Below are 23,047 nucleotides of genomic sequence, written 5' to 3' on the forward strand. Positions count from 1 at the left end.
TCCACGCGCACCTTCGGCAGCGGTGCCGATCGCCCGGTCCGGTCCAACCCACCGGGCCCCCGCCGCCGGGTCACCCGGTCGGCGCAGCGCCGGGAGAGGGAGCCTGGCCGAAGGCGGCGCACGCCGCCCGGAGCGGTCCGACGCCGACGCCCCCGGGGGCACGACCGTCGCGCCCCCGGAGGGCGCGAGCGTCGCGTCGGAGGAAATCCCGGGCAGGGTCCCGGCCCGACGCGCCCCGGAGCCGCGAGGCTCTCCGAAGCGGCACCCTCGCGGAGCGCGAGGCGCCGTGTCCCGAGCTCTCCCCACCGTCCTCCCGGCCGTCGATTCTCGCGGGGCCACGCCCGCCGACCTCGCCTCGTACGACAGCCCGACACCGTCATCCGCCGGGCGGCGCCACAGGCCGCCCCGCACCCCGTTCGGGACGCCTGTCGTGGCGGAACCGGCGCCGAAAAGTGAGGCTGGTTCCGGACGCCCCTCGTGTGAGGTCGGCAACCCGCCGCAAGGGGCCCCAACGAACGGAGGAGGCAGGCCATGCCGGGACGCGTCGTGGTGGGAGTGGACGATTCCGAGGAGAGTGCCGCGGCGGCGGACTGGGCCGGCGACGAGGCCGCGTTCCTCGGCGGTGAGCTGCTGCTGGTCAACGCCTCGCTCTGGCACTCGCACATGCTGGTGGCCATGATCCCCACCCACGAGACCCGCGAGGACCGGGCCGTGGACTTCCTGGCGGCGGCACAGGCCCGGGTCACCGACCGGCACCCCGGGGTCCCGACATCGAGGCGGGAGGTCGAGGACGCGCCGAGCGGGGTTCTCCTCGACGCCTCTTCCGACGCGGACCTGCTGGTGCTCGGTTCGCGCCGGGTGGGCAGCGGCGACGGCTTCGCCCTGGGGTCGGTGGCTCAGGAGGTGCTCTCCGCCGCGAAGGTGCCGGTGGTGTCGGTGCGTCGACGCCAGACCGCCGGGCTCGCCGACGGCGGGCGGGTGGTCGTGGGCGTCGACGCGCGGCACCCCGCGAAGCGGGTGCTGGAGTTCGCCTTCGAGGCCGCCGCGCGACGCGAGGTGTCGTTGCACGCCCTGGCCACCTGGCACGCACCCGTCCCGCACCATGCCGAGCGGACGGCCCGCAACCACGAGGAGGCGCTGGAAGAGGCCGTTCGGCCGTTCCGGGAGCGCTTCCCCCAGGTGCGGGTCACCGCGGAGGCGGTGCCCGGCCGGGCGGTGGACCACCTGGTGTCGGCGGCCTCCGGCGCCGGCCTGTTGGTGGTCGGCAACCGCCGCGGGGCCGGTCTCGGCGAGCACATCGGGAGCGTCGGCCACGGCGTCCTGCACCACGCGCCCTGTCCTGTCGCCGTGGTGCCCCACGCCTGATCGGCGTCCTACCCGGTCGGCCGATCGGGCGCCACGCCGAGGTGGCGCGCTCCTCGAGTCCGTCGTCTAGTGGAACTGCCCGAACGCCGCGCCACCAGCCCCCGGGGGTGGTCATGCCCGCCTCGCACGGACCGCCCGCCCGCGCCGGTCGACCCGGAACAGGGACGCCGACCCGCCGCACCCGCCCGGACGCCTCACACCCCGGACCCGGCCCCTCGCCGGTGCGTCCCCTGGCCGGCGTCCCGTCCGTCGGCCAGGGAAGCGTGGCTCCTACACGCGCGGGGTCGCACGCCCCCGCGGCCCGCGACGCCGTACGGCTCGCCCCACAGGAAGGGACCGGTCATGGCCTCTGACACCCCCTCGCGACTCGGCATGGTCGGCCTGGGCCGGATGGGCGCCAACCTGGTGCGTCGGCTGATGCGCGACGGCCACCGATGCGTCGTCCACGACGTGAACCCACGTGCCGTCGAGGAACTGACCCGCGAGGGCGCCACCGGCGCGTCCTCGCTGGAGGAACTGGTCGCCGCGCTGGATCGCCCCCGCGCCGTCTGGCTCATGCTGCCCGCCGCCGTGGTCGGATCCACCCTGGAGCGACTCGCCCCCCTGCTCTCCGAGGAGGACGTCGTCGTCGACGGCGGCAACTCCTTCTACCGCGACGACATGACACGGGCCCGCCACCTGGCTCCGCTGGGCATCCACTACGTCGACTGCGGCACCTCCGGTGGGGTGTGGGGGCTCGAACGCGGCTACTGCCTGATGATCGGAGGCGAGAAGGAGGCCGTCGACCGACTGGACCCGTTCTTCCGCACCATCGCGCCCGGCTCTACCGGATCGGACCCCACACCGGGCCGGACCCGCACCGACACCACCGCCGCCGACGGGTATCTGCACTGCGGCCCCTCGGGCGCCGGTCACTTCGTGAAGATGGTCCACAACGGTGTCGAGTACGGGATGATGGCCGCCATCGCGGAGGGCCTGAGCATCATCCGGCACGCCGACGCCGGCCTGCGTCAGCGGTCGACCGACGCGGAGACCGCGCCGCTGCGCGACCCGGAGGCGTACGCCTACACCATCGACGTCGCGGAGGTCGCCGAGGTGTGGCGGCGAGGATCGGTCGTCGGCTCGTGGCTGGTGGACCTGATCGCCGACGCCCTCGCGAGATCCCCCGAACTGCGGGACTTCACGGGCCGGGTATCCGATTCCGGCGAGGGCCGCTGGACCGTCACCGCGGCCGTCGACGAGAGCGTGCCGGCCCCCGTCATCAGTGCCGCCCTCGCCGAACGCTACGCCTCGCGCGACCTCGGCGCGTTCGCCGGAAAGGTGCTGTCGGCCATGCGCGGAGAGTTCGGCGGACACGCGGAGAAGAAGACGGAGCGGCCATGACGGACACTCGTCGGGGCTCCGGGGCCACCGTCCCCCGCGACCACGTGATCGTCCTCTTCGGAGCCACGGGCGACCTGGCCCGACGCAAACTCCTGCCGGGCCTGTTCCACCTCGCCAAGGCGGGGCTCATGCCCGCCCGCTACCGTGTCGTCGGCTCGGCGCCGGCCCGTGAGGCCCTGACCGACGAGGCCTTCCGGGAACACGCCCGTCGAGCCGTCGCCGAGTTCGGCTCGGCGCCACCGAGGGGCGCGGCCTGGCACGAGTTCCGGGAGGCGCTGTCCTTCGGCGCCGCCGACCCGGCCGCCGCGGGCCCGCTCCTTGACGCCGTCCGTCGCGCCGAAGGCGAGGTCGGCGGACACCCCGAGCGCCTGTACCACCTGGCCGTGCCCCCGGCGGCCTTCACCTCCGTCGTCGGAACACTCGGCGCCACCCACCTCGCCGATCGAGGCAGAGTGATCGTGGAGAAGCCCTTCGGCACGGACCTGGCCTCGGCCCGAGTCCTGGACGCGGCGATCCATGCCGTGTTCGACGAGTCCCGTGTCTTCCGCATCGACCACTTCCTGGGCAAGGAGTCGGTCGACAACATCCTCGCCTTGCGTTTCGCCAACGGCCTGTTCGAACCGGTCTGGAACCGCGACCACATCAGCCACGTCCAGATCGACGTGCCCGAGGAGATCGGCATCGAGGGCCGCGCCCGATTCTTCGAGGGGACCGGCACCTTCCGGGACATGGTCGTCACCCATCTCTTCCAGCTTCTCGGATTCGTGGCCATGGAACCCCCGACCCGACTGGCCGCGAGGGAGCTCCGCGACGAGAAGGAGAAGGTCTTCCAGAGCCTGCTCCCCCTGGACCCCGCCCACGTGGTGCGCGGGCAGTACGAGGGGTACCGGTCGGAGCCGGGCGTCGCACCCGACTCCGACACCGAGACGTTCGTCGCCCTGCGCGTCGGCATCGACAACTGGCGCTGGGCCGGCGTCCCCTTCTACCTCCGCACCGGCAAATCCCTCGGCGCGGGAAGACACGTCGTCACCCTCGGCTTCAAGGAACCCGCGCTGCGCATGTTCCCCGACGTCGCCCGCCTTCGCCGCGGCGAACGGCACAACGAACTGGTCATCGACTTCGACGACCCGGGAAGCATCGCGGTCCGCTTCCTCGTCAAGCAGCCCGGGCCGGCGCTCCGCCTGGAGGCCACCGAGATGCTCTTCCGCTACGCCGACTCCTTCACCGTCCGGCACGCCCTGGAGGGCTACGAACGCCTGCTGCTGGACGCCATGCTCGGCGACCAGTCCCTGTTCACCCGGTCCGACGGGATCGAGCGCCTCTGGGAGGCCTCCCAACCGCTGTTGGACGACCCGCCCCCGGTCCGACCGTACGCGCCCGGCTCCTGGGGGCCCGGCGGCACCGATCGTCTGATCGCTCCGTACCGCTGGCACCTGCCCGATCGGGAGAAGACCGGGCGAGCCGAGGGGTCGCGTCACTGAGCCGAGCACCGCACCGTCGGGGTCAGCGCAGCTCGCCTCGCGTGTCGAGGCGGTAGAGCAGCACGAGCGCCGGCCCGACCAGGACCACCGACACCAGGGAGACGATCACCAGCCAGCGCATCGACTCCGCGGCACCCGCCCCCTCGACCACCGTCATCGAGGTGGGGAGGAGATAGGGCCGCTGGGCCACGCCCCAGGCGAGCACCACCGCCGCGACCGAGACGACCGCCGTCGCACGGGTGAGTTGTGCCGCGGCCTCGCGGTGGAGCAACCAGACGGCCGTGCCGGCGGCGAGCGCCCCGACACAGACGAGCGCGAGTCCCGGTCCGTGCGTCAACCCACGATGGACGTACGCCGCGTCGTCGCGGGTCAGCGGCACTCCCACCGCCGCCAGGACCGCCAGGGCGACGAGACTGAACAGCGCGCGCCGGCGAAAGTAGCCCACCAGATCCGGCCGGTCGAAGCGTCGAGCGTCGCCGGCGAGGAACACCGCCCCCAGGAAGGCCGCCGCCGCGACCGTCATAAGCCCGGTCAGCAGCGATGTCCGGTTGTACCAGACATCGGGCGAGGAGCCGTCGGCCGAGACCCGCCCCGAGGCCACACCTCCCACCGCCGCCCCCAGGAAGAACGGGGTCAGCAGGGACGCCACGGCGAACGCCGCCCCGTAGACCCTGCGTTCCGCCGTCCGCAGCGTCGGCTTGCGCAGCGCGAACCCGGCCCCGCGCAGGACCAGACCGGCCGCGGCGAGCAGGAGCGGGAGCCACAGCGCCGTGAACACCGCCTGGAACATGGCGGGAAAACCCGTCCACATCACCACCAGGACGAAGATCAACCAGACGTTGTTCACCTCCCAGACCGGTGTCACGGCCTCGTCGACGAGCGCGCGCGGGCGCCGCCCTCGCTCCGCCCCTCCCGCCAACAGGTCCCACAGACCCGCGCCGTAGTCGGCGCCGCCCCCGCACGCGTAGGCGGTCAGCGCCAGCACCAGCACCCAGGCGACGACGTACTCGGTCAACGTCGAACCTCCCGCGACCTCGTGGTCCGGGGCCCATAGGGGACGTGCGGCTCGGGCGGTTCCCCTCCGGGCGCGGCTGCGCCGCCGGCAACCGCCTCACGGGCGCCCGACCCGGCGTCCTCCGCGCGCCACCGGGTGCGCAGGCGCAGCAACACCACCACGAAGACGGTGAGGATCGCCGTGTACCCGACCACGGTGACCCCGAAGACCGCCCAGAGCGTGTCGGCCGGGATGTCGGTCACCGCCTCCGACACCCGCATCCTCTCGTACACGATCCAGGGTTGCCTGCCGACTTCGGTGGTGACCCAGCCCGCCTCGACGGCCACCAGGGCCGCCACGCCGGACACCGCCGCGGCGCGCAGGAACCAGCGCGAGCGCGGCCAGTCCCGGCGTCGCCACCAGGACCACGCGAACCACAGGGCCAGCAACAGGAGCCCACTGCCGAGCACCACCATGATGTCGAAGGCGGTGTGCACGATGGTGGCCTGCCCCGGGGTGGGCCGGTCGGCGGTGGGCACGGATGTCAGCCCCGTCACACGGGTGTTCGGACTGAACCCGGCCAGCACGGAGTCGAGCCAGGGGATCCGCAGCCCTCCCGAGACCGTCCCGTCGCCGTTCAGCCGCCCGAAGACGTACTCGGGAACGTGGGTATCGGTGCGCCACACCAGTTCCATCGCGGCGAACTTGACGGGCTGCTGGTGGTAGACGGAGCGGGCGATGAAGTCCCCGAGGAACATCTGCACCGGTGTCAGAACCGCCGCCGCCGTGAAGGGCACGAGAAACCCCAGGCGGTGGTACCGGTCGCGCCGGCCACGCAGCAGACCACACGCGTACACGCCGGCGACGACGAACGCCGCCGTCATGAACATCGCCACGACGAAGTGCCAGTACTGGGGCCCGAGCATGGGAGTGAACACGGCCCTGCGCACGTCGACGGAGGCGACGGCGCCGTCCTCGTCCAAGGTGAAGCCGCGCGGCGTGTTCATCCACGAGTTGGCGGTGAGGATGCCGAACGCCCCCAGCAGGGCCACCAGGGGAAGCGGCAACCCGATCAGGAAGTGGGTCCGGGGTCGCAACCGAGCCCACCCGTGCAGGTATACGGCGATCAGGATCGCCTCAAGGAAGAACGCCCACGCCTCCACCCCGAACCCGAGGCCGAAGACGTCGCCCCACCGCCCCATCAGGCCGGGCCACAGCAGGCCGAGTTCGAAGGAGAGGACGGTTCCCGTGACCACTCCGACGGCGAACTGCAGCGCCATCACGGCCGACCATCGGCGCGCCAGGAGTCCCGCCACCGGGTCGCCGTGCCGCAGGTGGCGGTAGTGCATCAGCAAGGTGATGAAGGGGAGGGCCACCCCCAGCGGCACCAGCATGATGTGCGTGCCCAGGCTGAACGCCATGAGTTGTCGCGCCGGCAGCAGTTGGGGCGGGGCGTCGGTCAGTGCCTGGAGGGTCGCGATCACCGCGTCCGCCGGTCCCCGAGACCCGCGGCCGGGCGGGATCCGGTCGACGTCCCGTGCCCCGCCTGCTCCCGCATCGTTCCCGCCCTCCTGGCACCACCGCACACTGGGGCGGCCCAGCCAACACGGCGCCCGTGCTCCGGCAGGACGAACCACTCCGGTGTTGCCCCGGATGCCCGCCCGACCGTCCCACGCCCGGAGTAGGCGGGGTGTCGGGGGGTGGCTCTAGAGTCCCTCCCCATGACGACGCTCGCGGATCTCGTGAACCGGTTGGAAACCGCCCCGGCGGGCAGCGCCGAAGCCGGGGCGCTTCCACCCGGCAGGCTCATCGATCACACGTATCAGGGGACTTGGCCGGAGCCCCTGGCATGGCTCGCCGACACGGTCGCGGACGGCCAGGAGGGGGCGGCCCGCGGGTGGACTGGGTCGATGGGCCTGCGGCCGGTCCTGATGGACACCGAGGGCCGCGGGGGAGGGCTGGAGGACTGGGATCTGATGTCGGGTGAGGTCTCCTACCCCGAGGACATGGACCCGGAGGAGTTCCTCGCCCACTCCTGGCGGAGAATCCGGGAGGAGGGTCCCGAGGGGTCGACCTCGGCGGTACGCCGCGCCGGGGCGGCGGGACGGGACGGACTCTTCGCCCCCTTCGGTCCGCGGTGGCCGGGCCTCGCACCGCCGGCCAGGGCGGTCGCCGATCCCGAGGCGCACGCCGCCCGGGTCGCCGGGGCCCTCGTGTGCGGGGACGCCGCACTGCGGGAACCCCGCCTCGCGCTGGTCCCCGCCGACCGCGCCGCCGACGTGCCCTTCGCCATCGGGTGGGCCGGGGCGTTGGACCACGAGGACGACGCCGGTGTCCTCTCGGCGGTCCTGCGCTCCTGGGAGGAGCGTTTCGCCGCCCGGCTGGTGGCCCTCTCCGCGAACCGGATGGTCCTCTCGGTCGCCGCTCCGCCCGACACCCGCGAGACGGCGGAGGCGGTCGCCGCCGAACACCTGGCGTTCTGCCCGGACGTGCTCACGAGGGCGGGGGACCTGCGCACCCACGCCGAGACCGGCGTGTCGGGCCGGCCGACCTGGGAGTTCCGCTGGGAATGACGCACGGGCGGGCCCTCCGTCCGCCCGACCGGCGCGGCGAAGCGCGCGCGGGGCGGCGAGGCTCCGCCAGGCGTGGTTCAGCCGCGCCGGTCGCCGGTCAGGAGCCGGAACAGCGTGAGCAGGACGAGCGAGCCGAGGATCGCCGCGATCCAGGTGGAGAGTCGGAAGAACCCGTCGATCGATTCGACGCCCAGGATCACCTTGCCGAGCCAACCGCCCAGGAGGCCGCCGCCGATGCCGATCAGCATGGTGACGAGGATGCCGCCGGGGTCCTTGCCCGGCATGATCGCCTTCGCGACGGCGCCCGCGATCAGGCCGATGATGATCCATGCGACGATTCCCATCGTGTGTCTCCGTCCCTTCGTCCGATGGTGTGACGCATGAACGTCTGCGCCGTCGGCGCCGGACCAAACCTCCGCCGCCGGGATTCGTCGAGGGGATCGGACATCCGAGCGAGTCGTGCGGGGGACGGGGCGGGTGGGAGCGGCGGTGGAAGCCGGGACCCCGGTCACCCCGCGCCGGCGTCGCTGTCGGGGACCCCCAGACGCGCGGCGTCCCGCTCCGGCCGCACGTACCGGGCCGCCAGCGCCCCGCAGGTCGCCAGCAGCGCCGCGGTGGCCAGCCAGCCCCACCGATAGCCGGCGGCGACGGTGACTCCGTTCTCGACGAACCACGCGAGCACCAACGGGGAGACGACGCCGCCGAGGGAGAAGACGGCGACCAGGACGCCGAGCGCCACGCCGCGTTGACCGGGCGGCGTGATCCGGGCGACGGCCGTCTGGGCCGCGGTGATCATCACGAGCCCCAGGGCCATCGGGCCGAAGAGCATGGGGATCCTCACCCACGTGATCTCCACCGTGGCGAACACCGTCGCCGCCCCCGCCCCCGCGATCATCGACAGTCCCGGGCCCGCGCCCGACGCCGGTGACGGCGGGCCGACCCGCAGGGCGGCCCGCCGCGCCAACAGGCCGTGCCCCAGCAGCACCATGCCGTTGGCGAGGGCCGCGAAACCGACGACGACGCTGGTGCCGCCCATGTCCCAGCCGAGCACCGTGCGCAGGTAGTCCGGCATCCAGATGAGCTTGGCGCTCATCCCCCAGTACGCGGCGAACGCCCCCGCGGACGCGGTCAGGAAGGTTCCCGAGAGGAGCACGCGACGCAGTGGCACCTCCTCGCCGCGGGGAAGGTCGCGAGGGCCGCTCGACCCGACCGGCGGGGCGAGCGGTCCCTCCCGTCCCTTGGCCGCCCACACCGCCGCCCAGAGCAGCCCCACGAACCCGGCGACCCCGAAGGCCCACCGCCAGCCGAACCGGTCGATCACGGCGCCCAACGCGGGGGCCGCCACGGCGACGCCCACGGCGGCGCCGACCATCAGGACGGCCGTGGGCAGCGCACGCTCGCGCTGCGGAAACCAGCCGTACACGTGGTGCACGGCGACGGGCGCGGCGGGGCCCTCGGCGAAGCCCAGCAGGACGCGGGTGGCGATCAGCAGGCCGAAGCCCGCCGCCCCCCAGAGCATCGGCAACTGGGCAGCCGACCACAGCAGGGCCATGACCGGCAACAGCACCGAGGTGCGCACCCTGCGGGTCAACAGGGAGACACCGACGGCGGAGAGGGAGAACAGGCTGAAGAAGGCGGCCTGCGCCCACCCGAGTTCCCGGCGGGTCAGGCCCAGGTCGCGCATGATCTCCGGCCCGGCGAGCCCGAGGACGGCCTTGTCCGCGAAGTTGACCACCATGAAGGCGAGCAGGAGCCACGTGGTCGCCCACGCCCCAGCCCGGGTGGATCGCCCGCCCGGCGGACGGGCGGCCGGTGCCGGACCGCGGGTGGCGCTCACGAGAGGTCCGACGGGCTCACCACCGACCGGGCCGGACCGTCGACGGGCTCCGGGACGACGCCGACGCTGATGGCCCCCTCCGCGCGGCGGCGCCCTTCCTCGCCCCGGGTCAGTTCGGTGGTGACGTCCGTGCCGTTCGCCACCGCGGCCGACTCCGCCGCCGCCCAGCCGAAGACGCCCCGGGCCATGGTCGAGGTCTCCCGGTCGGCTCGTCGCCCGTAGACCGTCGCGCGTGTCCGGGCCACCGCCGTGTCCCCGGGAGCGGCGAGCGCCGCCGTCTCGGCGAGGTGCGAGGCGAGGCGGAGTTCCCCGCGCTCCAGCAGTTCCCGCGCCCGGTCGGCCAGCCGCCGGGCGCCGCCGGCGGCCTCGGCCAACTCGGCGGCCAGGGCCGCCTCCGGGGCGGGCTTCAGGTGGGCGGGGTTCTGGTCGTACCAGCCACCCCACAACCGCCACAGGTTCCGCACCACGAACTCGGGTTCGTCGTAGGCGGGGTGCAGGTACGGTCGCTCCAGCAGCCGGGCGGGCGCCTTCACCGAGGCCAGTACCTCGTCCAGGCGGGCACCTCCGTTCATCAGGTCACGCGTCTGCTCGCACAGGGACTCCAGCAGCTCGGCGGTGTCGCCCAGAGCCCGCCGGACGCGCTCCGCTCCCAGGATCGGCACACCGTGGCCGGGCAGCAGCACCTCGGCGCCCAGCTCGCCCATGTCGCGCAGTGCCCGCGCCCACTCCTCGGGGTACCGCTGCGCCTTCTGCGGGTTGCCCGCGTTGGGGGTGTTCCAGATGAACAGGTCGCCCGTGCACAGGGTCCGAGTCTCGGGGATCCACACGTAGGTGTGGTCGTCCGTCTCCCCGCGCGCGTGAACGAGCTCGAAGGTCAACGGCGCCCTGCGGAGCGTCAGTCGTTCCCGGTAGGTGGTGTCCGGTTGGCGGTACTCGGTGGGCCACTCCAGCGACGGCATCCCGAACTGTCGCCGGTTGACCCAGGCGTTGTACCCGGCCGTCCGGCGGTAGCGATCGAACCGGTCGCGGACCGCCTCGTGCGCCACGACCTCCGGCCGCGCCGCGCCGCGCTCCTCCGCCTCGGCGTCGAAGGGCCCGACACCGAAGACGTGGTCCACGTGACCGTGGGTGAACACCACGGTGGACACGGGGGAGTCCGAGAAACGCCGTACGTAGGCGTGGAGCAGGGGCGCCGTCAGGAAGTCGCCGGAGTCCACCAGTACCAGGCCGTCCTCCGTGTCGAACACGGAGACGTTCGCGAAGCCCGGCAGGAACGCCGTTCGTTCCCCCACGGGGATCAGCCCGTCGGTGGCGTGCACGCCCTCGAAGTGGGCCGCCAGGGACTCCTCTCCGGTCCACACCCTGCTCGCGTAGTCGAGGTAGGCGTGGGAACGGTGATCGGGCATCGGCTCTCCTCATCCGCGACGACTGACGCGGCGGCGTCCGCGTGCCGGCCGGGGCCGGGCGGTCCCCACCGCACGAGGAGTCTGCTGGTCCGCGCGCCCCGGGAGAACCCGTCGTCGTCACAGGGACGGGCCGGTCGCGCTGTGGCGCGTCACACCATGGGAGGGTCCGGCGCGAAGACACCTCGAAGCGCGCCGGACCGCGGCCCTATCCTGTGGGTCGTCGAGCCCCGCTTCCCGCGGACGACCACCGGAGGTTCCGTGCCGGCCGAAGCCGAGTTCGAGCCGAGTCCCGCGTCGACGCCGCTGCCGGCGCCGACGCGGGGAGGGGGCGCCGACCGGCCCGTCGTCCTCTCCCCGGCGGCGCGCGCGCTGGCGGACCGCTGCCAGTCCCGAGTGAACGAACTGGCCCGCACGATGACCCGGGACACCTTCGAACGCCTCCCCGGCTACCCGGACCTTCCCGCCGAGGTCAAGGACGTCGAGATCGCCGCGACCGTCCGGGGCGGTCTGCGGACCTTCCTGCGCCGCGTCCACGACGCCTACGACGAGCCCGACGACTACCGCCTCTTCCGGGAGCGCGCCGCCCAGCGCGCGGAGGAGGGGCTGCCCCTGCACCTGCTGCTGCGCACCCACACCGTCGCCGCCCAGGCGCTGTGGCGCGTGCTTCGCGAGGAGACCGTCCCCGGCGAGGAGGGGGCGCTGCTGGAGATCGTCGACCTGCTGCTGTGGGGATTGGACTCGGTGGTGGCCACCGTGGCCGAGACCTACCTCGACGAGCTCGCCGCCCTCGCCGCGGAGAGCCACGAGCGGCGCCGCTCCCTCGTCCGCGGGCTGCTCGACGGCTCGGTCCCGCCGGGGCGCGCCTTCGACGAGCTGGGTCTCGCGGGTCGCAGCGTGGTCCTGCGTCTTCACATGCCCGCCGAGCCCACCGTGCGTGCCTCCCCCGTCGCGGTGCGCAGACGGGTCCGCAGGACGCAGATCGTCCTCGACCGCGCCCTCGGCCCGCACGCGGCCCTGCTGGCCTGCGAGACGGGCACCGTCGTCGCTTCGCGGCGCGCGGCCGACAGCGAAGCCGGGAGCGGGTGGGAGGACCTGCGCGGGCGGCTCGGGGAAGTGTGCGGTGAGGAAGTGCGCCTGGCCGTCGTGGCGGCCGATGCTCCGTCCGACGTTCCCGACGCCGCGCGCACCGCGGCCGACCTGGTGCGGCTGGCCCGTGCCGGTGGGCGGGTTCCGGGCGTGCACCGGTTGGAGGACTTCCTGTTGGAGATCCACCTCACCCGCAGGAGCGAGGCGAGCGAGCCGATCCGGGCCCTCCTGGATCCGATCGCCTCTCGCCCGGAGTTGTTGGAGACGCTCCGCGTCCACTTGGAGCACCGTTCGGACCGGCGTGCGGGCGCTCGTGTACTGGGGGTCCACCCCAACACCGTGGACAACAGGCTGGCCCGGATCGCCGAACTCACCGGCCTGGACCTCGCCACGCCCCGGGGAGGGTCCCTGGCGTTGGCCGCGCTGCTGCTCCGTGAGGGCGCGCCACGCCCGCCCAGGCAGGGCGGGGGCGGCGGACCGGCCGGGTGAAGCGGGAGCGCGGCCCCGTCGTGAGTCTGGTGTGCGCCGGCGCGCCGTCCGCGGGCGCCGGCCATTCCCGGGTCTTGGATGATACCGGCGGGTACCTCAAATTTACCTCAAGGAAGCCTTCTCGAAAGTGGCAGGCGAGGGTGTGCGAGTCGGCTTCGGGGAATGTTCCGGCAGGTGGATCGGCTTCCTGCGTCACCGCTGTCGGTTTGGGGGATTCTCCGAGGATGACGCTCCGGTGATGCATCCGAATTGCCCGTGACTTGGGTGAAGCTTGAACCTGCTATGGGGGCGGGAATGCCATGGGCGAGTGACGATGGAAAGTCACAATCAACTCGACGTGACGCATTCGATAGGTGTTGTGACGTGGAGTGACGTAATTGATGACTCGCTGTCGCCTGTCGACGTCCGGGTCGTCGGATTTGCGCTCTGGGTGACCGCTTCTCCGATCGACGAGGCAAAAGCTTCCCTACTTGAGAGTTTCCTGTGAGGATTGGGGGAGCTGCGTCCTGGCAGCGAGTTCGTTTTGCGAGGTGCTTGCGCCTTGGTGGAAAGAAAACCCGGAAACCGACTCCCGGGACTTGCGGCTGCATTATCTTGCTAAGCGGTGAGGGTGTCGGTGGGAGAGTCGGCATTCGGTGCTTCGGCCGGCGGCCGGTGCGTCGATGCGCGGCCGTTCTGCCGTGACGCGTGCGCAGGAGAGGCAAGCATGATCGGGCACAGCGATGGGATCAGGGTACGGCCGCGCCGGCCGATAGTGTCCGGCAGGCTGGGACCGCCTCTGCTCGGGCCTCTGCTGGACCGCCCGAGGCTATCGCGTCGACTCGACGCGGGGGTGCGGGGACGCTTCACCGTCGTCGTCGGTTCCCCGGGCGCGGGGAAGACGGCGCTGCTGGCCTCCTGGGCGCGCACGCGGACCCGCACCGCGTGGCTCACCCTCGACGCCGACGACCACGACGTGGCCCGGCTCCTGGCTCACCTTGAGGCCGCCCTTGAGAGGGTCGGCGTGCGGACGCCGGGGTTCGGCTCGTCGCACGGCCGCCTCCCCTCCCCGGACGTGGAGTGGGACGACCCCGCGCCCCCGGGAGAGGCGGACGTCACCCCGCCCCCCGCCGTCCTGGTGCTCGACGGCATCCACGAACTGGGCGCGGGCCCCGCGCTCAACGCGTTGCTGCAGTTCACCCGCTACGCACCCGCCCATCTGCACGTCGTGCTCGCGTCGCGCAGGGAGCCGGACCTGCCCCTGCACAAGTTGCGCGCGCTGGGGGAACTGACCGAGATCCGCGGCTCCGACCTGGCCTTCACCCGTGAGGAGGCGGCCGAGTTGTTCCGCGCCCACGGCGCGGAGGCGGGCGAGGAGCGGATGACCAAGGTCATCGAGTGCTCGGGAGGGTGGGCTCTCGCTGTGCGCTACGCGGCGGTGCACCCCGTGCGCCACACGAGCCACCAATCCTGCCTGGAGGGCTGGTCCCAGGCCGTGCGGTCCTGTTCCGACTTCCTGATAGCGGAACTCCTCGAACCGTTGCCCGCCGAACACCAGGACGTCCTGCTGCGTACCAGCGTGCTGACGGAGTTCAGCGCCTCTTTGGTGAGGGCGTTGACGGGGCGCGAGCACGCCCATCGGACGCTGCGCATCCTGGCCACCGAGTACGACCTGATGGACCGTGACGACGAGTGGACCTACCGGCTGCCCAACCCCCTGATCCGGGGCGTGCTCTCCCGTGAACTCGCCGAGCGCTGCGGCTGGGACGAGGTGATCCGGGTGTTGCGCACGGCCGCCCGGTGGCACGCGGAGGCGGGCCATCACGCCAAGGCCGAGGAGTACGGACGATCGGCGGACACCCACGCGACGCGGTCGGACTTCGAGCCCGGGATCGTGCTGCCCCCCGCCCTGGTCGAGGGGCTGCGGAGCGCGGGGGGCGCGCCGGCCGCGGATCCCGACCTCGGTGGGGCCGCCGTGTCACCCGTCGCCGTCGCCGCGGGTGTCGTTCCCTCGCCCCGGCCGCCCCTGCCGCCCAGGGGCCTGGAGCCCCTGACGCCCACTGAGCTGGAGGTCCTGCGGCTCCTGCCGGGCGACCTCACCCTGGAGGAGATCGCCGTGCGCCGTCACGTCTCGCTCAACACGGTGAAGACGCAGGTCAAAGCCGTCTACCGCAAGTTGCGCGTGGGCCGCCGCAGGGACGCCGTCCTCGCCGCCGTCGAGCGCGGGATGATCTGACCGTCGTCGCCTTCGAGGCCCGGTGTCGCGCGTCCGCGGTGCCGGGCCTCGCGCTGTGCGCGCCGCGCGCGAGCCGAGACCCCGTATCACCCGCGAGGGTGATACGGGGCTCTGGCGGGTGACGCGGATCGCCCGTCGGGTGATCGTCGGGGTCCCGCATTTCACCTTTCGGGAGTGATGCTCCGTCGGTCGGCGGCGAGTTGGCTGTACCCATCACCACAGTCGCAGCGAAGGAGACCGGCGGTGCGGGACGACGGCAGGGAAACGCGCGAACGCGAACTCGACGGACTCCGGCGGCTGGAAGCGGTCAGTGGGCCGGCCGTCCGGCCGGTACGCGGCTCCTCCCGGCTGCCCCCGCTTCCGGGGGAGCCCCCCTACCCGGTGTTCGTCTCCTCGATCGGGGACCCGACGGTTCTGTGGTCCGACACCCCCGCCCAGCCCCAGGGGCTGGACGGGGCGGGCGGCGGCGTCGACCCCGAGCGCGCCAGGCTCATCAGCATCGCCGAGGCCGTGGAACGCTACACCAACGCCTTCTACCAGCCGCACATGGTCCGCTGGGCATCGGCGGACGAGCTCGGCGACGACGCGGTCAGTCTCCAGGCGCTGCCGCGGTGCTCGCGGACCGAACTCGCCGACGAGGCCAACTGGCTCATCGACCCCGACCCAGCCCTGCCCCAACGCTGGGTGCGCGGATGGTCGTTGACCCGGGGCCGGCCGGTGTGGATACCCGCCACCCACGTCTGGCTCTTCACCGCGCACGAGGCGATCGGCGAGCGGATCGCCAACCCCATCTCCACGGGCTGCGCCGTCCACTCCGACATCCACCAGGCCCTGATCAACGGAATCTGCGAGGCGATCGAGCGGGACGCGATCTCGCTGGTGTGGCTCCAGCGGATGGAACTGCCCGAACTGGACCTCGCCGACGACCCCGCCTTCGCCGAGCAACGGGCCCTGGTACGCGACGGATTCGTCGAGTACCGCTTCTACGACGCGACCACCGACATCGGCGTCCCCACCGTCTACGCCGTCGTCCTCTCCGACCACCACGAGTCCCTGGGGCAACTGGTCATGTGCGCGTCCGGACCCGATCCGGTCGACGTCGTCCGCAAGATCTACCGCGAGGCCGCCTCCTCCAGGATCGCGCTCCAGGCACCGCACCGTGTCCCGGACGACCCCCAGGACTTCACCAGCGTGCTGCACGGAGCCATCCACATGGGGCGCCCGGAGCGCCGGGACGCCTTCGACTTCCTGCTACGGCGCCCCCGCCCCACCCGCGCCCTCGCCGAGCTGCCCCGGACGTCCGAGACGGCCCCCGCCGACCAGCTGGCCTGGCTGGTCGACCGGCTCGGCACCGTCGACGCCGAGGTGATCGCCGTGGAGCTGACCACTTCCGAGGCGCGGCATGCGGGTCTGCGGTCGGTCCGGGTCGTCGTGCCCCAGTTGATGCCGCTGTCCTTCGTCCACCGCAACCGGTACCTCGCCCACCCCCGGCTGTATCGCGCACCCGAGGCCACGGGATTCACCAGCCATCCCGAACAGGCGCTCAACCCCCACCCTCAGCCGTTCGCCTAGGAGAACGCCCGTGCCGCTCAACATCCAGCCCACTCACGTCCTGTGGACCGGCGCGTTCGGTCGTGGCGTGGCCGACCACCTGGCCGCCACGGCCGGCTGGTCCTCCTCCGAAGCCGACGTGCTCGGACGCCGCTCCGCGGAGTGGCCCCACGCTTCGCTGCGCGTCGTCGCCACCTGGCGCCACGAGACAGCTCTGCTGGCGCGGGTCGCCCGCCTCCACGCGGCCTGGGGAACGGCCTGGCTGCCCGTGGTCCACGAGTACCCGGTGATCCGGGTGGGACCGCTCGTGGTACCCGGTGAGGGGCCCTGCTACAGCTGCTACCTGCGCCGCAGGGGACAGCACGACCAGGGGCGCGACGTCTCGCGGGCGATCGAGGCGTCGTTCGAGTCGGCGCCGGACAACGGCGTCGCCGGACACACTGACGCCCAGACCATGATCGCCGCCGGCGTCACCGTGGACCTGGTCTCGCGTCACCGGGCCGGTCGCGGAGTCGAGCCCGGCCATGTCGTCTTCTACAACGTGCTCACCCGCTCCCTCTTCGGCGACACCCTGATCGGGGTCCACGGCTGCACCGACTGCGGCACGCCGCTCGCACCGGACGACGGATGGCGGGCACTCGCGGAGGACGTGGGCCGACCGCTCCTCGCGGGTCGTGGAGGTGCCCGATGAACGCGCTCGCCAACGACGCCTCCCGCCGAGGAACCCCCGCCGCCGTCCTGGCCGCCGCCGTCGACGGAGACCCCCAGTTCCGGGTGCCCGAACGCCCTCGCCTCTGCCGCGGACTGCACATCGTCGACACGGCGGACGGCGTCGTCATCGACGGCGCGGCCGAACGCCAACACCTGCGCGGGGACTCCGCGCCGGTGCTCCGCCGGACCCTGCTCCCGCTGCTCGACGGCACCCGCGACCACGCCGCGCTCGCCGAGTCCACCGGCTGGCCCCTGCGGACCGTCGGTCAGGCGATCGCCACGCTCTACTTCGGCGGTGTCCTGGAGGACGCCGCGCAGGAGGTCGCCGCACCCGAGGGCGCGGGCCCGTCGCCGACCGCGGCGATCTGGATGTCCCGGACCCTGGACTGCAGCCGCGTCCACGCCCACTCCAGCCTCATGGCCCGCGCGGCCACGGCGTCGCGGGTCCGACTCGCGGTCCGGGAGGCCTGGCGGGCCCCGCTCGCCTCGGCCCTCGCCGACCTCGGCGTCCACGACGTCGCCCCGGCCGCCCCGGACACCGAGGACACCCTGGTCGACGACACCCTGCTGGTGGTCGACCTCGCCGCCCACCCCGACACCGTCGACCGGCTCGTCGACGTCGCCGTCCGCCGCGGGCTGCGCCTGCTGCTGGCGGACGAGCGCGACGGTCGCGTCGCCGTCGGACCGTTGGTGGACCCCACCGCCACGGCATGCGCCCGCTGCGCGCGCGCCGCCGTCGGACCCGAGAGCGACTCCCGGCTGTGGGAGTCGGCGCCCACCGCCGGTTCGCTGCTCGCCGTCGGGCTGATCGCCGAGGAGATCCGAGCCCTGCTGCTCCGCAACGAGCCCGCCCAGTCCCTCGGCGGACAGGTCGTGGTGGATCTGGAGAGCGCCGGCACCGAACTGTCCAAGCTGACCCCCGAGGCCGACTGCCCGACCTGCTACCCCACCGTCACCGAGCGCACCCAGGCCCCGCCGGACGCGCCGCTGCACTACGAGCACGCCGTCGGCTTCCCCCCACGCCACCTCGTCAACCCCAAGGCGCACCAGCACCACTTCCGCCCGGAGAACGTCGGGTTGCAGTTCGAGCACCTGCGCTATCCGAGCAACCCGCGCCACCCGCTCCCGGAGGCGAACCTCCCCGAACTCACCGCCCTCGCGGACGGGACGACACCCGCGGCCTGGCCCGAGGCCCTCGCCGCGGCCCTCCGCTTCAGCGCGGGACTGCGCGCGCCCGCCGACGCGGGCGAGTACACCGATCCCGGCAGGGTCAACCGCTGGGCTCCCAGCGGCGGGAACCTCGGTTCGTGCCACGTCTACACGGTGCTCCGCGGGGTTCCCGGCTTCCCCGACGGGGTCCACTACTACGACGCCGCCGCCCACGCCCTGACGGCCATGCACCCGCACCCCGACCACGCCGACACGCTCCTGGAGGCCCTGGGTGCGCCGCCCTCCGGGTCCGCCGACGGGCCCGACGTCTACCTGATCTTCGCCTCCGACGTCGGTCGCGTCGCCCGCAAGTACGGACCGTTCTCCTACCGGGTCGGCAACCTGGACACCGGCTGCGCCCTGGCGCAACTCGCCCTGGTCTCCGCGGCCACCGGTACCGCGATCGGCCTCCTCGACCCCCACCCACTGCAGCCCCACCGCGAACTGGTGACGGGTGCCAGCGGCCCCATGCTGCTCACCGCCGCGGTCCGTCTCCACCAGGAAGGGAGCGGTACATGCCACTGATCGACATCGGCCGCCTCACCGAGGACCTCCTGAACGCGCCGCCCTCACCCGCGGGGGACACCACGTCCGCCCCTCGGGTCGCGGCCCCCCTGCCCGGCGGAGCGGTGCGGGCCCTGCGCAGGCGCGGCGCCGTGCGCGCTTGGTCGCGGGCGCCGCTGGACGGAGCGCTGCTGGCCCGCTCGCTGGAGTACGCCTGCGAGCAGGACGCCCGCCTGTGGGCCCCGTCCCACCCCGAGCTGCCCTCGCCCGTGGCCTCCGTCCTCGCCCGCGACGTCGCCGACCTGCCGCGCGGCATCCACCGCTACGACACCGGCGAGCGAGCGCTGAAGCCGGAACCTCACGAGCTTCCGCCGCTGGAGGACATGGTGCTCCAACTGGAGTTCGCGGCCGCGCCCGCCGTGATCGTGGTCCACGGCGACCTTTCCACGGCGGTGGAGCGCCACGGCGTCGGCGGTCACCGGCGACTTCTCGCCCGGGGCGCGGCCTTCGCGCACTCCGTGTGGCTGGCCGCGCTCGCGGGCGGGGCCGTCGGCTCCGTCTTCGCCGGTGTCCTCAGCGCGGCGGGGCGCACCCACCTCGGCCTGGACGGCGCCGGACGGGCCCAGTTGCTCGGCCTCGCCCTGGGCCACCCGCGGACCGCGGCGGCGAGCCAGGACGGCGACCCGCGATGAACAGCCGGACGACGGACCGGACACCCGCTCCGGGGACCTCCTGGCTGGACACCGAACGTCCCGCCGTGCGGCCCGACGTCGAGCTCACCGAGGGGCTCAACGGAGAACCCCTCGCCTTCGACCCCGTCAACGGCCACTACACCCGGCTCTCGCGCAGCGGGGCCGCCATCCTGCGGGCGCTGGACGGCAGCATGACCGGACGCGAGTTCGCCCGGCGGGCGGTCCGGCCCCGGGAAGGGGACCGCGCCGACGACTCCACCCGCGTGGTGCTCGACTTCCTGGGCGAGCTGCGCGCGGCGGGACTCCTCACGGTGCCGCCCGCCGGAGGCCGGCAGGAGGCCGGCGTCCGCTTCGCCCGCAGCAGCCACATGCCGCGTCGGGCTCTGGTCGGCTCCGGTGTGTCCGCCGCCCTCGACCCCGTCGCCGCCGTGCTGCGGCGCGCCCCACGCCTGTTCGGCGCGCTCTGGGCGCTCGCGGCCCTCGGCAGTCTCTTCCTCGCCGCCACGGTCGTCGTCTCGCCGGCGGCGGCCCAGGGGCCCAGCCTGTCCGGCCTGGGCTGGGGGTGGGCCGTCCTCGTCGGGGCCATGCTGGTCCAGACGCTGCTGCACGAGCTGAACCACGGGGTGGCGTGCCGGTTCTACGGGGTACGGGTCCGTGAGATCGGTATCGGGCTGCTCTTCTACGTCGTGCCCGCCGCCTACGTCGACCGCACCGACGCGTACCGGCTGACCACCCGCGGTCCGCGCGTCGTCATCGCCCTCGCCGGGGTGGCGCTGGACCTGTTGTGGCTGGGCGGGTGGTCCGTCGTCGCCCACAACGCCTCCGGAAGCCTCGGACACCTCGCCGTGCTGATGGTGTGGCTCCAACTCGGACTCCTGCTCGCCAACCTCAACCCGTTGCTGCCGACCGACGGCTACCACGCGTTGGAGGCCGCCTTCGGCGCCGTGAACCTGAGGTCCCGGGCCCTGACGGCGCTGCGCTGCCGGGTCCTGCGCCAGCCCGTGCCGAGCTGGCTGGCCGCCCGCAGCCGGTCCCAGCGCGCCCGGTACCAACTCTTCGGGGTCATCTGCGTCGTCTACGGGCTGGTCATCGCGGCGTTCTGCGCCCGGACACTCGTCCTGCTGGCGGGGTGGTTGACATGATCCGCGACACCCTCGTCGTCGACACCCCCACATCCGTGGAAACCCCGCACGCGGTCGGGCCCGCCCTCGCCCGCATCGCCGGGCTCCCCGCCCGCGCCGTCGCGCCCCTCGCGGCGAACGACATCGCCCACCTTCTCGACGGGGTCGCCGCCGCCCGGACGGAGCTGGCCTCGCTGGGCCCGACCGTCTCCGACCTGCTCTACGTCGCCGTGCCCCTGATGGGGACCCCGACCGAGCGCCGGTCCTGCCTGCGCTGGCGGCGCGCCGCGCACGCCGCCGACCCGGTGGCGGTCTCCGCCGAACTCTCCGCCGTCGTCGCGGAGGTCCTCCGCCGGGCCGGCGTTGACCCCGAGCCGCCGCGGCGCTGGACGCGGGTCGCGGACCGGCTGCTGTCCCTCAGGGCCGGCCTGGCCGACGCCGTGCCCACGACACGCGCCACGCAGGAACGGGCGCTGCGCACGCTCATGACGGAGCCGGTCGTCGCCCGAGGACTGTCGGTGGTCACGCCGATGTTCTTCGCCCGGACCACCAAAGACCGTCCGCTGGACCGTGGTGAACGCGTCACCGCCTACGGATACGCCGTACGCACCGCCCTGAAGACCAGCCCCCTGTCGTCGCTGACGGATGTGACGGTGCCCGGCGCGGACCACGGGCCGCGGGTACGCGTGGGTCTCCACCCGCTGACCGTCCGGACGCTGCTGCACGCGGCGGCCCCCCGGCCGGAGGTGCGCGACCGGCTGGTCTGGCGCCCCAACGACGCCCTCGGGGGCACGGGCGACACCGCGCGGCTCAGCGTGCCGCTGTGGACCGTCAACGAGGGATGGGCCTGGGCCCACGAGGAGACCGTGGAGGTCCGCGACCGCCCCGACCTGACGGCGTTGCCGGCCGGCCCCGAGACCGCCGCCCCCGGCGGGATGCCCGCCGAGCGCCTTGAACGCCACCTGGCGAGCGGGCTCCTCCTCGTCGACGACCCCTGCCCGCCCGAAGAGATCGTCCCCTGGCTGACCGCCCTGCTGGCGGACGCCCCGGACCCCGACGGCCGCGAGGCCGCCGCCCGACTCGACGAGGTGTCCCACCACCTGGCGCGTGTGGCCGACGGCACCCCACCCGAGCGCGCCGAGGCCCTGCGCGGCGTGCGAACCGCCCTGGCCGCCGCACTCGACGCGCTGGGAGCGCCCGACGCGTGGCCGCTGGAGGACGTCACCTTGGTCTACGAGGACCGGGCCGGAACCACCGACGCCGCCCCGCCGGACGGCCGGGCCCGCCGGGCCGTGCTCCGGCACGCCGAGGCCGCCTGCGCGTCACTGCGGGTGTCCGACGAGTACCAGGCGCTCACCGACGCCTTCGTCGCCCGCTTCGGCGACGGCGGGGTGTGCCGTGACGTGTTCGGCTTCTGCCGGGACATCGCCGAGTCCGCCGTTCCCGTGCCGATCTCCGAGGCGCGCCGACCCGCCCACGCGGGCCGGTCCGCTTGCCTTCCGTCCGTCTCCCTGCTGTTCCAACTCGCCGACGGCGGCCAGGACGGCCCCCTGGTCGTCGTCAACCAGATCTCCTCCGGCAGCGGCGCTCTCGCGGCGCGGTTCCACCGCCTGATCGACGGCGCCGAGCGCAACGGCTTCGCCGACCGCCTCCGGGACTGGGCGACCACGCTCCACCCGGGCGCGGAGTGCCTGGAGTTCCTGCCCGCGCGCGAGGTCAGCCCTCTCCAGGCGGACAGCGCCGGGCTGCTGCCGGCCCTGCGCTGGCCGGGCACCCCTCGCCCGCACGGACCCGGCACCGAGCCGACGGAACTCGAACTCGCGCACGACCCCGAGCGCCACGCGCTGGAGTTGCGACGCCCCGGAGGCGCCCCGGTCGCCCCGGTCTACCTGGGAACCGTCCCGCGCCACCTCGTCGGTGGCGGCGCCCGGGTGCTGCTGACCCTGGTGGACCCGTGGTGGCTTCCCCCCGGCAACGCCGACGGCGTGCGCACCGACGGGCCGGTGAGTCGAGGCCACGGACACTTCCCCCGGCGGACCCGCGGGCGCGCCGTGGTGCGTCGCGCCCACTGGCGCTGCGACGGCTCCGAGGTCCCCCGGCGCCGCGCCGACGAGGACTGGCCCGGGTTCCTGGAGCGCGTGGACGACTGGCGACGGTCCCTGGGCATGCCCGCCGAGGTCTACGTCCGCCGGGACACCGGCTTCCCCCGCCGCGACGCCCTCCGCAAACCCCTGTGGGTCGCCTTCGCCTCCCCCGTGGGACTGGAGGCCCTCCATCGGATGACCGAACGCCCGGGGGAGCCGGTGGTCTTCACCGAGTGCCTACCCGGCCGGGCCGACCCCACCGGTCGCGCCGGCGGCGGGGAACGTGTCGCGGAACACTGCCTGCACGTCGCCCTCACCGGCCCCACGAGCCCGGGAGCGGAGTGAC

17 protein-coding genes are annotated in these 23,047 nt (G+C 73.6%); 12 read left to right on the forward strand and 5 right to left on the reverse strand.

What is annotated here, in order from left to right; translation table 11 throughout:
• Window positions 1-531: 531 nt before the first annotated feature.
• The 3 genes from JEK78_RS21890 (at window position 532) to zwf (ending at window position 4,229) form a co-directional block, all read left to right on the forward strand.
• Entirely contained in the window at window positions 532-1,365 is an 834-nt protein-coding gene (locus tag JEK78_RS21890) for a universal stress protein (RefSeq protein WP_200261893.1), read from the forward strand.
• A 342-nt stretch (window positions 1,366-1,707) separates the two neighbouring features.
• On the forward strand, window positions 1,708-2,748 hold the full coding sequence (gene gnd / locus JEK78_RS21895; RefSeq protein ID WP_200261894.1) for a phosphogluconate dehydrogenase (NAD(+)-dependent, decarboxylating): 1,041 nt from the start codon (window positions 1,708-1,710) through the stop codon (window positions 2,746-2,748).
• Window positions 2,745-4,229, forward strand: a complete 1,485-nt coding sequence (zwf, locus tag JEK78_RS21900; RefSeq protein ID WP_200261895.1) for a glucose-6-phosphate dehydrogenase — start codon at window positions 2,745-2,747, stop codon at window positions 4,227-4,229. Before gnd ends, zwf begins: the two co-directional genes overlap by 4 nt.
• A gap of 22 nt (window positions 4,230-4,251) precedes the next feature.
• Here the strand turns inward: zwf and JEK78_RS21905 are convergent, their stop codons facing one another.
• On the reverse strand, window positions 4,252-5,244 hold the full coding sequence (locus JEK78_RS21905; RefSeq protein WP_200261896.1) for a cytochrome d ubiquinol oxidase subunit II: 993 nt from the start codon (window positions 5,242-5,244) through the stop codon (window positions 4,252-4,254).
• On the reverse strand, window positions 5,241-6,644 hold the full coding sequence (locus JEK78_RS21910) for a cytochrome ubiquinol oxidase subunit I (RefSeq protein WP_200264295.1): 1,404 nt from the start codon (window positions 6,642-6,644) through the stop codon (window positions 5,241-5,243). The genes JEK78_RS21905 and JEK78_RS21910 overlap by 4 nt, the downstream gene beginning before the upstream one ends.
• Before the next feature lie 300 nt (window positions 6,645-6,944).
• On the opposite strand from JEK78_RS21910, the gene JEK78_RS21915 reads away from it, so the two are divergent.
• A complete protein-coding gene (locus tag JEK78_RS21915) occupies window positions 6,945-7,796 on the forward strand; it encodes a DUF4253 domain-containing protein (RefSeq protein WP_200261897.1) in 852 nt (283 codons plus the stop codon).
• A gap of 77 nt (window positions 7,797-7,873) precedes the next feature.
• Here JEK78_RS21915 and JEK78_RS21920 read toward each other — a convergent pair whose 3' ends face one another.
• The 3 genes from JEK78_RS21920 to JEK78_RS21930 all read right to left on the reverse strand — a co-directional run bounded on the left by JEK78_RS21920 (window position 7,874) and on the right by JEK78_RS21930 (window position 11,039).
• Window positions 7,874-8,140: a GlsB/YeaQ/YmgE family stress response membrane protein gene (locus tag JEK78_RS21920; protein ID WP_200261898.1), complete on the reverse strand. Its 267-nt coding sequence runs from the start codon at window positions 8,138-8,140 to the stop codon at window positions 7,874-7,876.
• 164 nt (window positions 8,141-8,304) lie between these two features.
• Entirely contained in the window at window positions 8,305-9,633 is a 1,329-nt protein-coding gene (locus tag JEK78_RS21925) for an MFS transporter (protein WP_200261899.1), read from the reverse strand.
• Window positions 9,630-11,039, reverse strand: coding sequence for an alkyl sulfatase dimerization domain-containing protein (locus JEK78_RS21930; protein WP_200261900.1), 1,410 nt, complete (start codon window positions 11,037-11,039; stop codon window positions 9,630-9,632). The genes JEK78_RS21925 and JEK78_RS21930 overlap by 4 nt, the downstream gene beginning before the upstream one ends.
• A 258-nt stretch (window positions 11,040-11,297) precedes the next feature.
• Between JEK78_RS21930 and JEK78_RS21935 the strand changes: the two genes are divergently transcribed.
• The 8 genes from JEK78_RS21935 (at window position 11,298) to JEK78_RS21970 (ending at window position 23,046) form a co-directional block, all read left to right on the forward strand.
• Complete coding sequence (locus JEK78_RS21935) at window positions 11,298-12,614, forward strand: helix-turn-helix domain-containing protein (protein WP_242483169.1); 1,317 nt, start codon at window positions 11,298-11,300, stop codon at window positions 12,612-12,614.
• 754 nt (window positions 12,615-13,368) lie between these two features.
• Window positions 13,369-14,829, forward strand: coding sequence for a LuxR family transcriptional regulator (locus JEK78_RS21940; protein WP_242483170.1), 1,461 nt, complete (start codon window positions 13,369-13,371; stop codon window positions 14,827-14,829).
• Window positions 14,830-15,072: 243 nt separating this feature from the next.
• Window positions 15,073-16,401, forward strand: coding sequence for a YcaO-like family protein (locus JEK78_RS21945; RefSeq protein ID WP_242483171.1), 1,329 nt, complete (start codon window positions 15,073-15,075; stop codon window positions 16,399-16,401).
• A 10-nt stretch (window positions 16,402-16,411) separates the two neighbouring features.
• Window positions 16,412-17,071: a TOMM precursor leader peptide-binding protein gene (locus JEK78_RS21950; RefSeq protein WP_200261901.1), complete on the forward strand. Its 660-nt coding sequence runs from the start codon at window positions 16,412-16,414 to the stop codon at window positions 17,069-17,071.
• A complete protein-coding gene (locus tag JEK78_RS21955; protein WP_200261902.1) occupies window positions 17,068-18,825 on the forward strand; it encodes a hypothetical protein in 1,758 nt (585 codons plus the stop codon). The genes JEK78_RS21950 and JEK78_RS21955 overlap by 4 nt, the downstream gene beginning before the upstream one ends.
• Window positions 18,816-19,496, forward strand: a complete 681-nt coding sequence (locus JEK78_RS21960) for a nitroreductase family protein (RefSeq protein ID WP_200261903.1) — start codon at window positions 18,816-18,818, stop codon at window positions 19,494-19,496. Before JEK78_RS21955 ends, JEK78_RS21960 begins: the two co-directional genes overlap by 10 nt.
• The gene (locus JEK78_RS21965) at window positions 19,493-20,638 is read left to right on the forward strand and encodes a PqqD family protein (RefSeq protein WP_200261904.1); all 1,146 of its coding nucleotides are present in this window, start codon (window positions 19,493-19,495) and stop codon (window positions 20,636-20,638) included. Before JEK78_RS21960 ends, JEK78_RS21965 begins: the two co-directional genes overlap by 4 nt.
• Window positions 20,635-23,046, forward strand: coding sequence for a hypothetical protein (locus tag JEK78_RS21970; RefSeq protein ID WP_200261905.1), 2,412 nt, complete (start codon window positions 20,635-20,637; stop codon window positions 23,044-23,046). The genes JEK78_RS21965 and JEK78_RS21970 overlap by 4 nt, the downstream gene beginning before the upstream one ends.
• The last annotated feature ends 1 nt before the right edge of the window (window position 23,047 follow it).

This window comes from Streptomyces sp. HSG2 (genome assembly GCF_016598575.1).
In the GTDB taxonomy this organism is placed as follows: Bacteria; Actinomycetota; Actinomycetes; order Streptomycetales; family Streptomycetaceae; genus Streptomyces.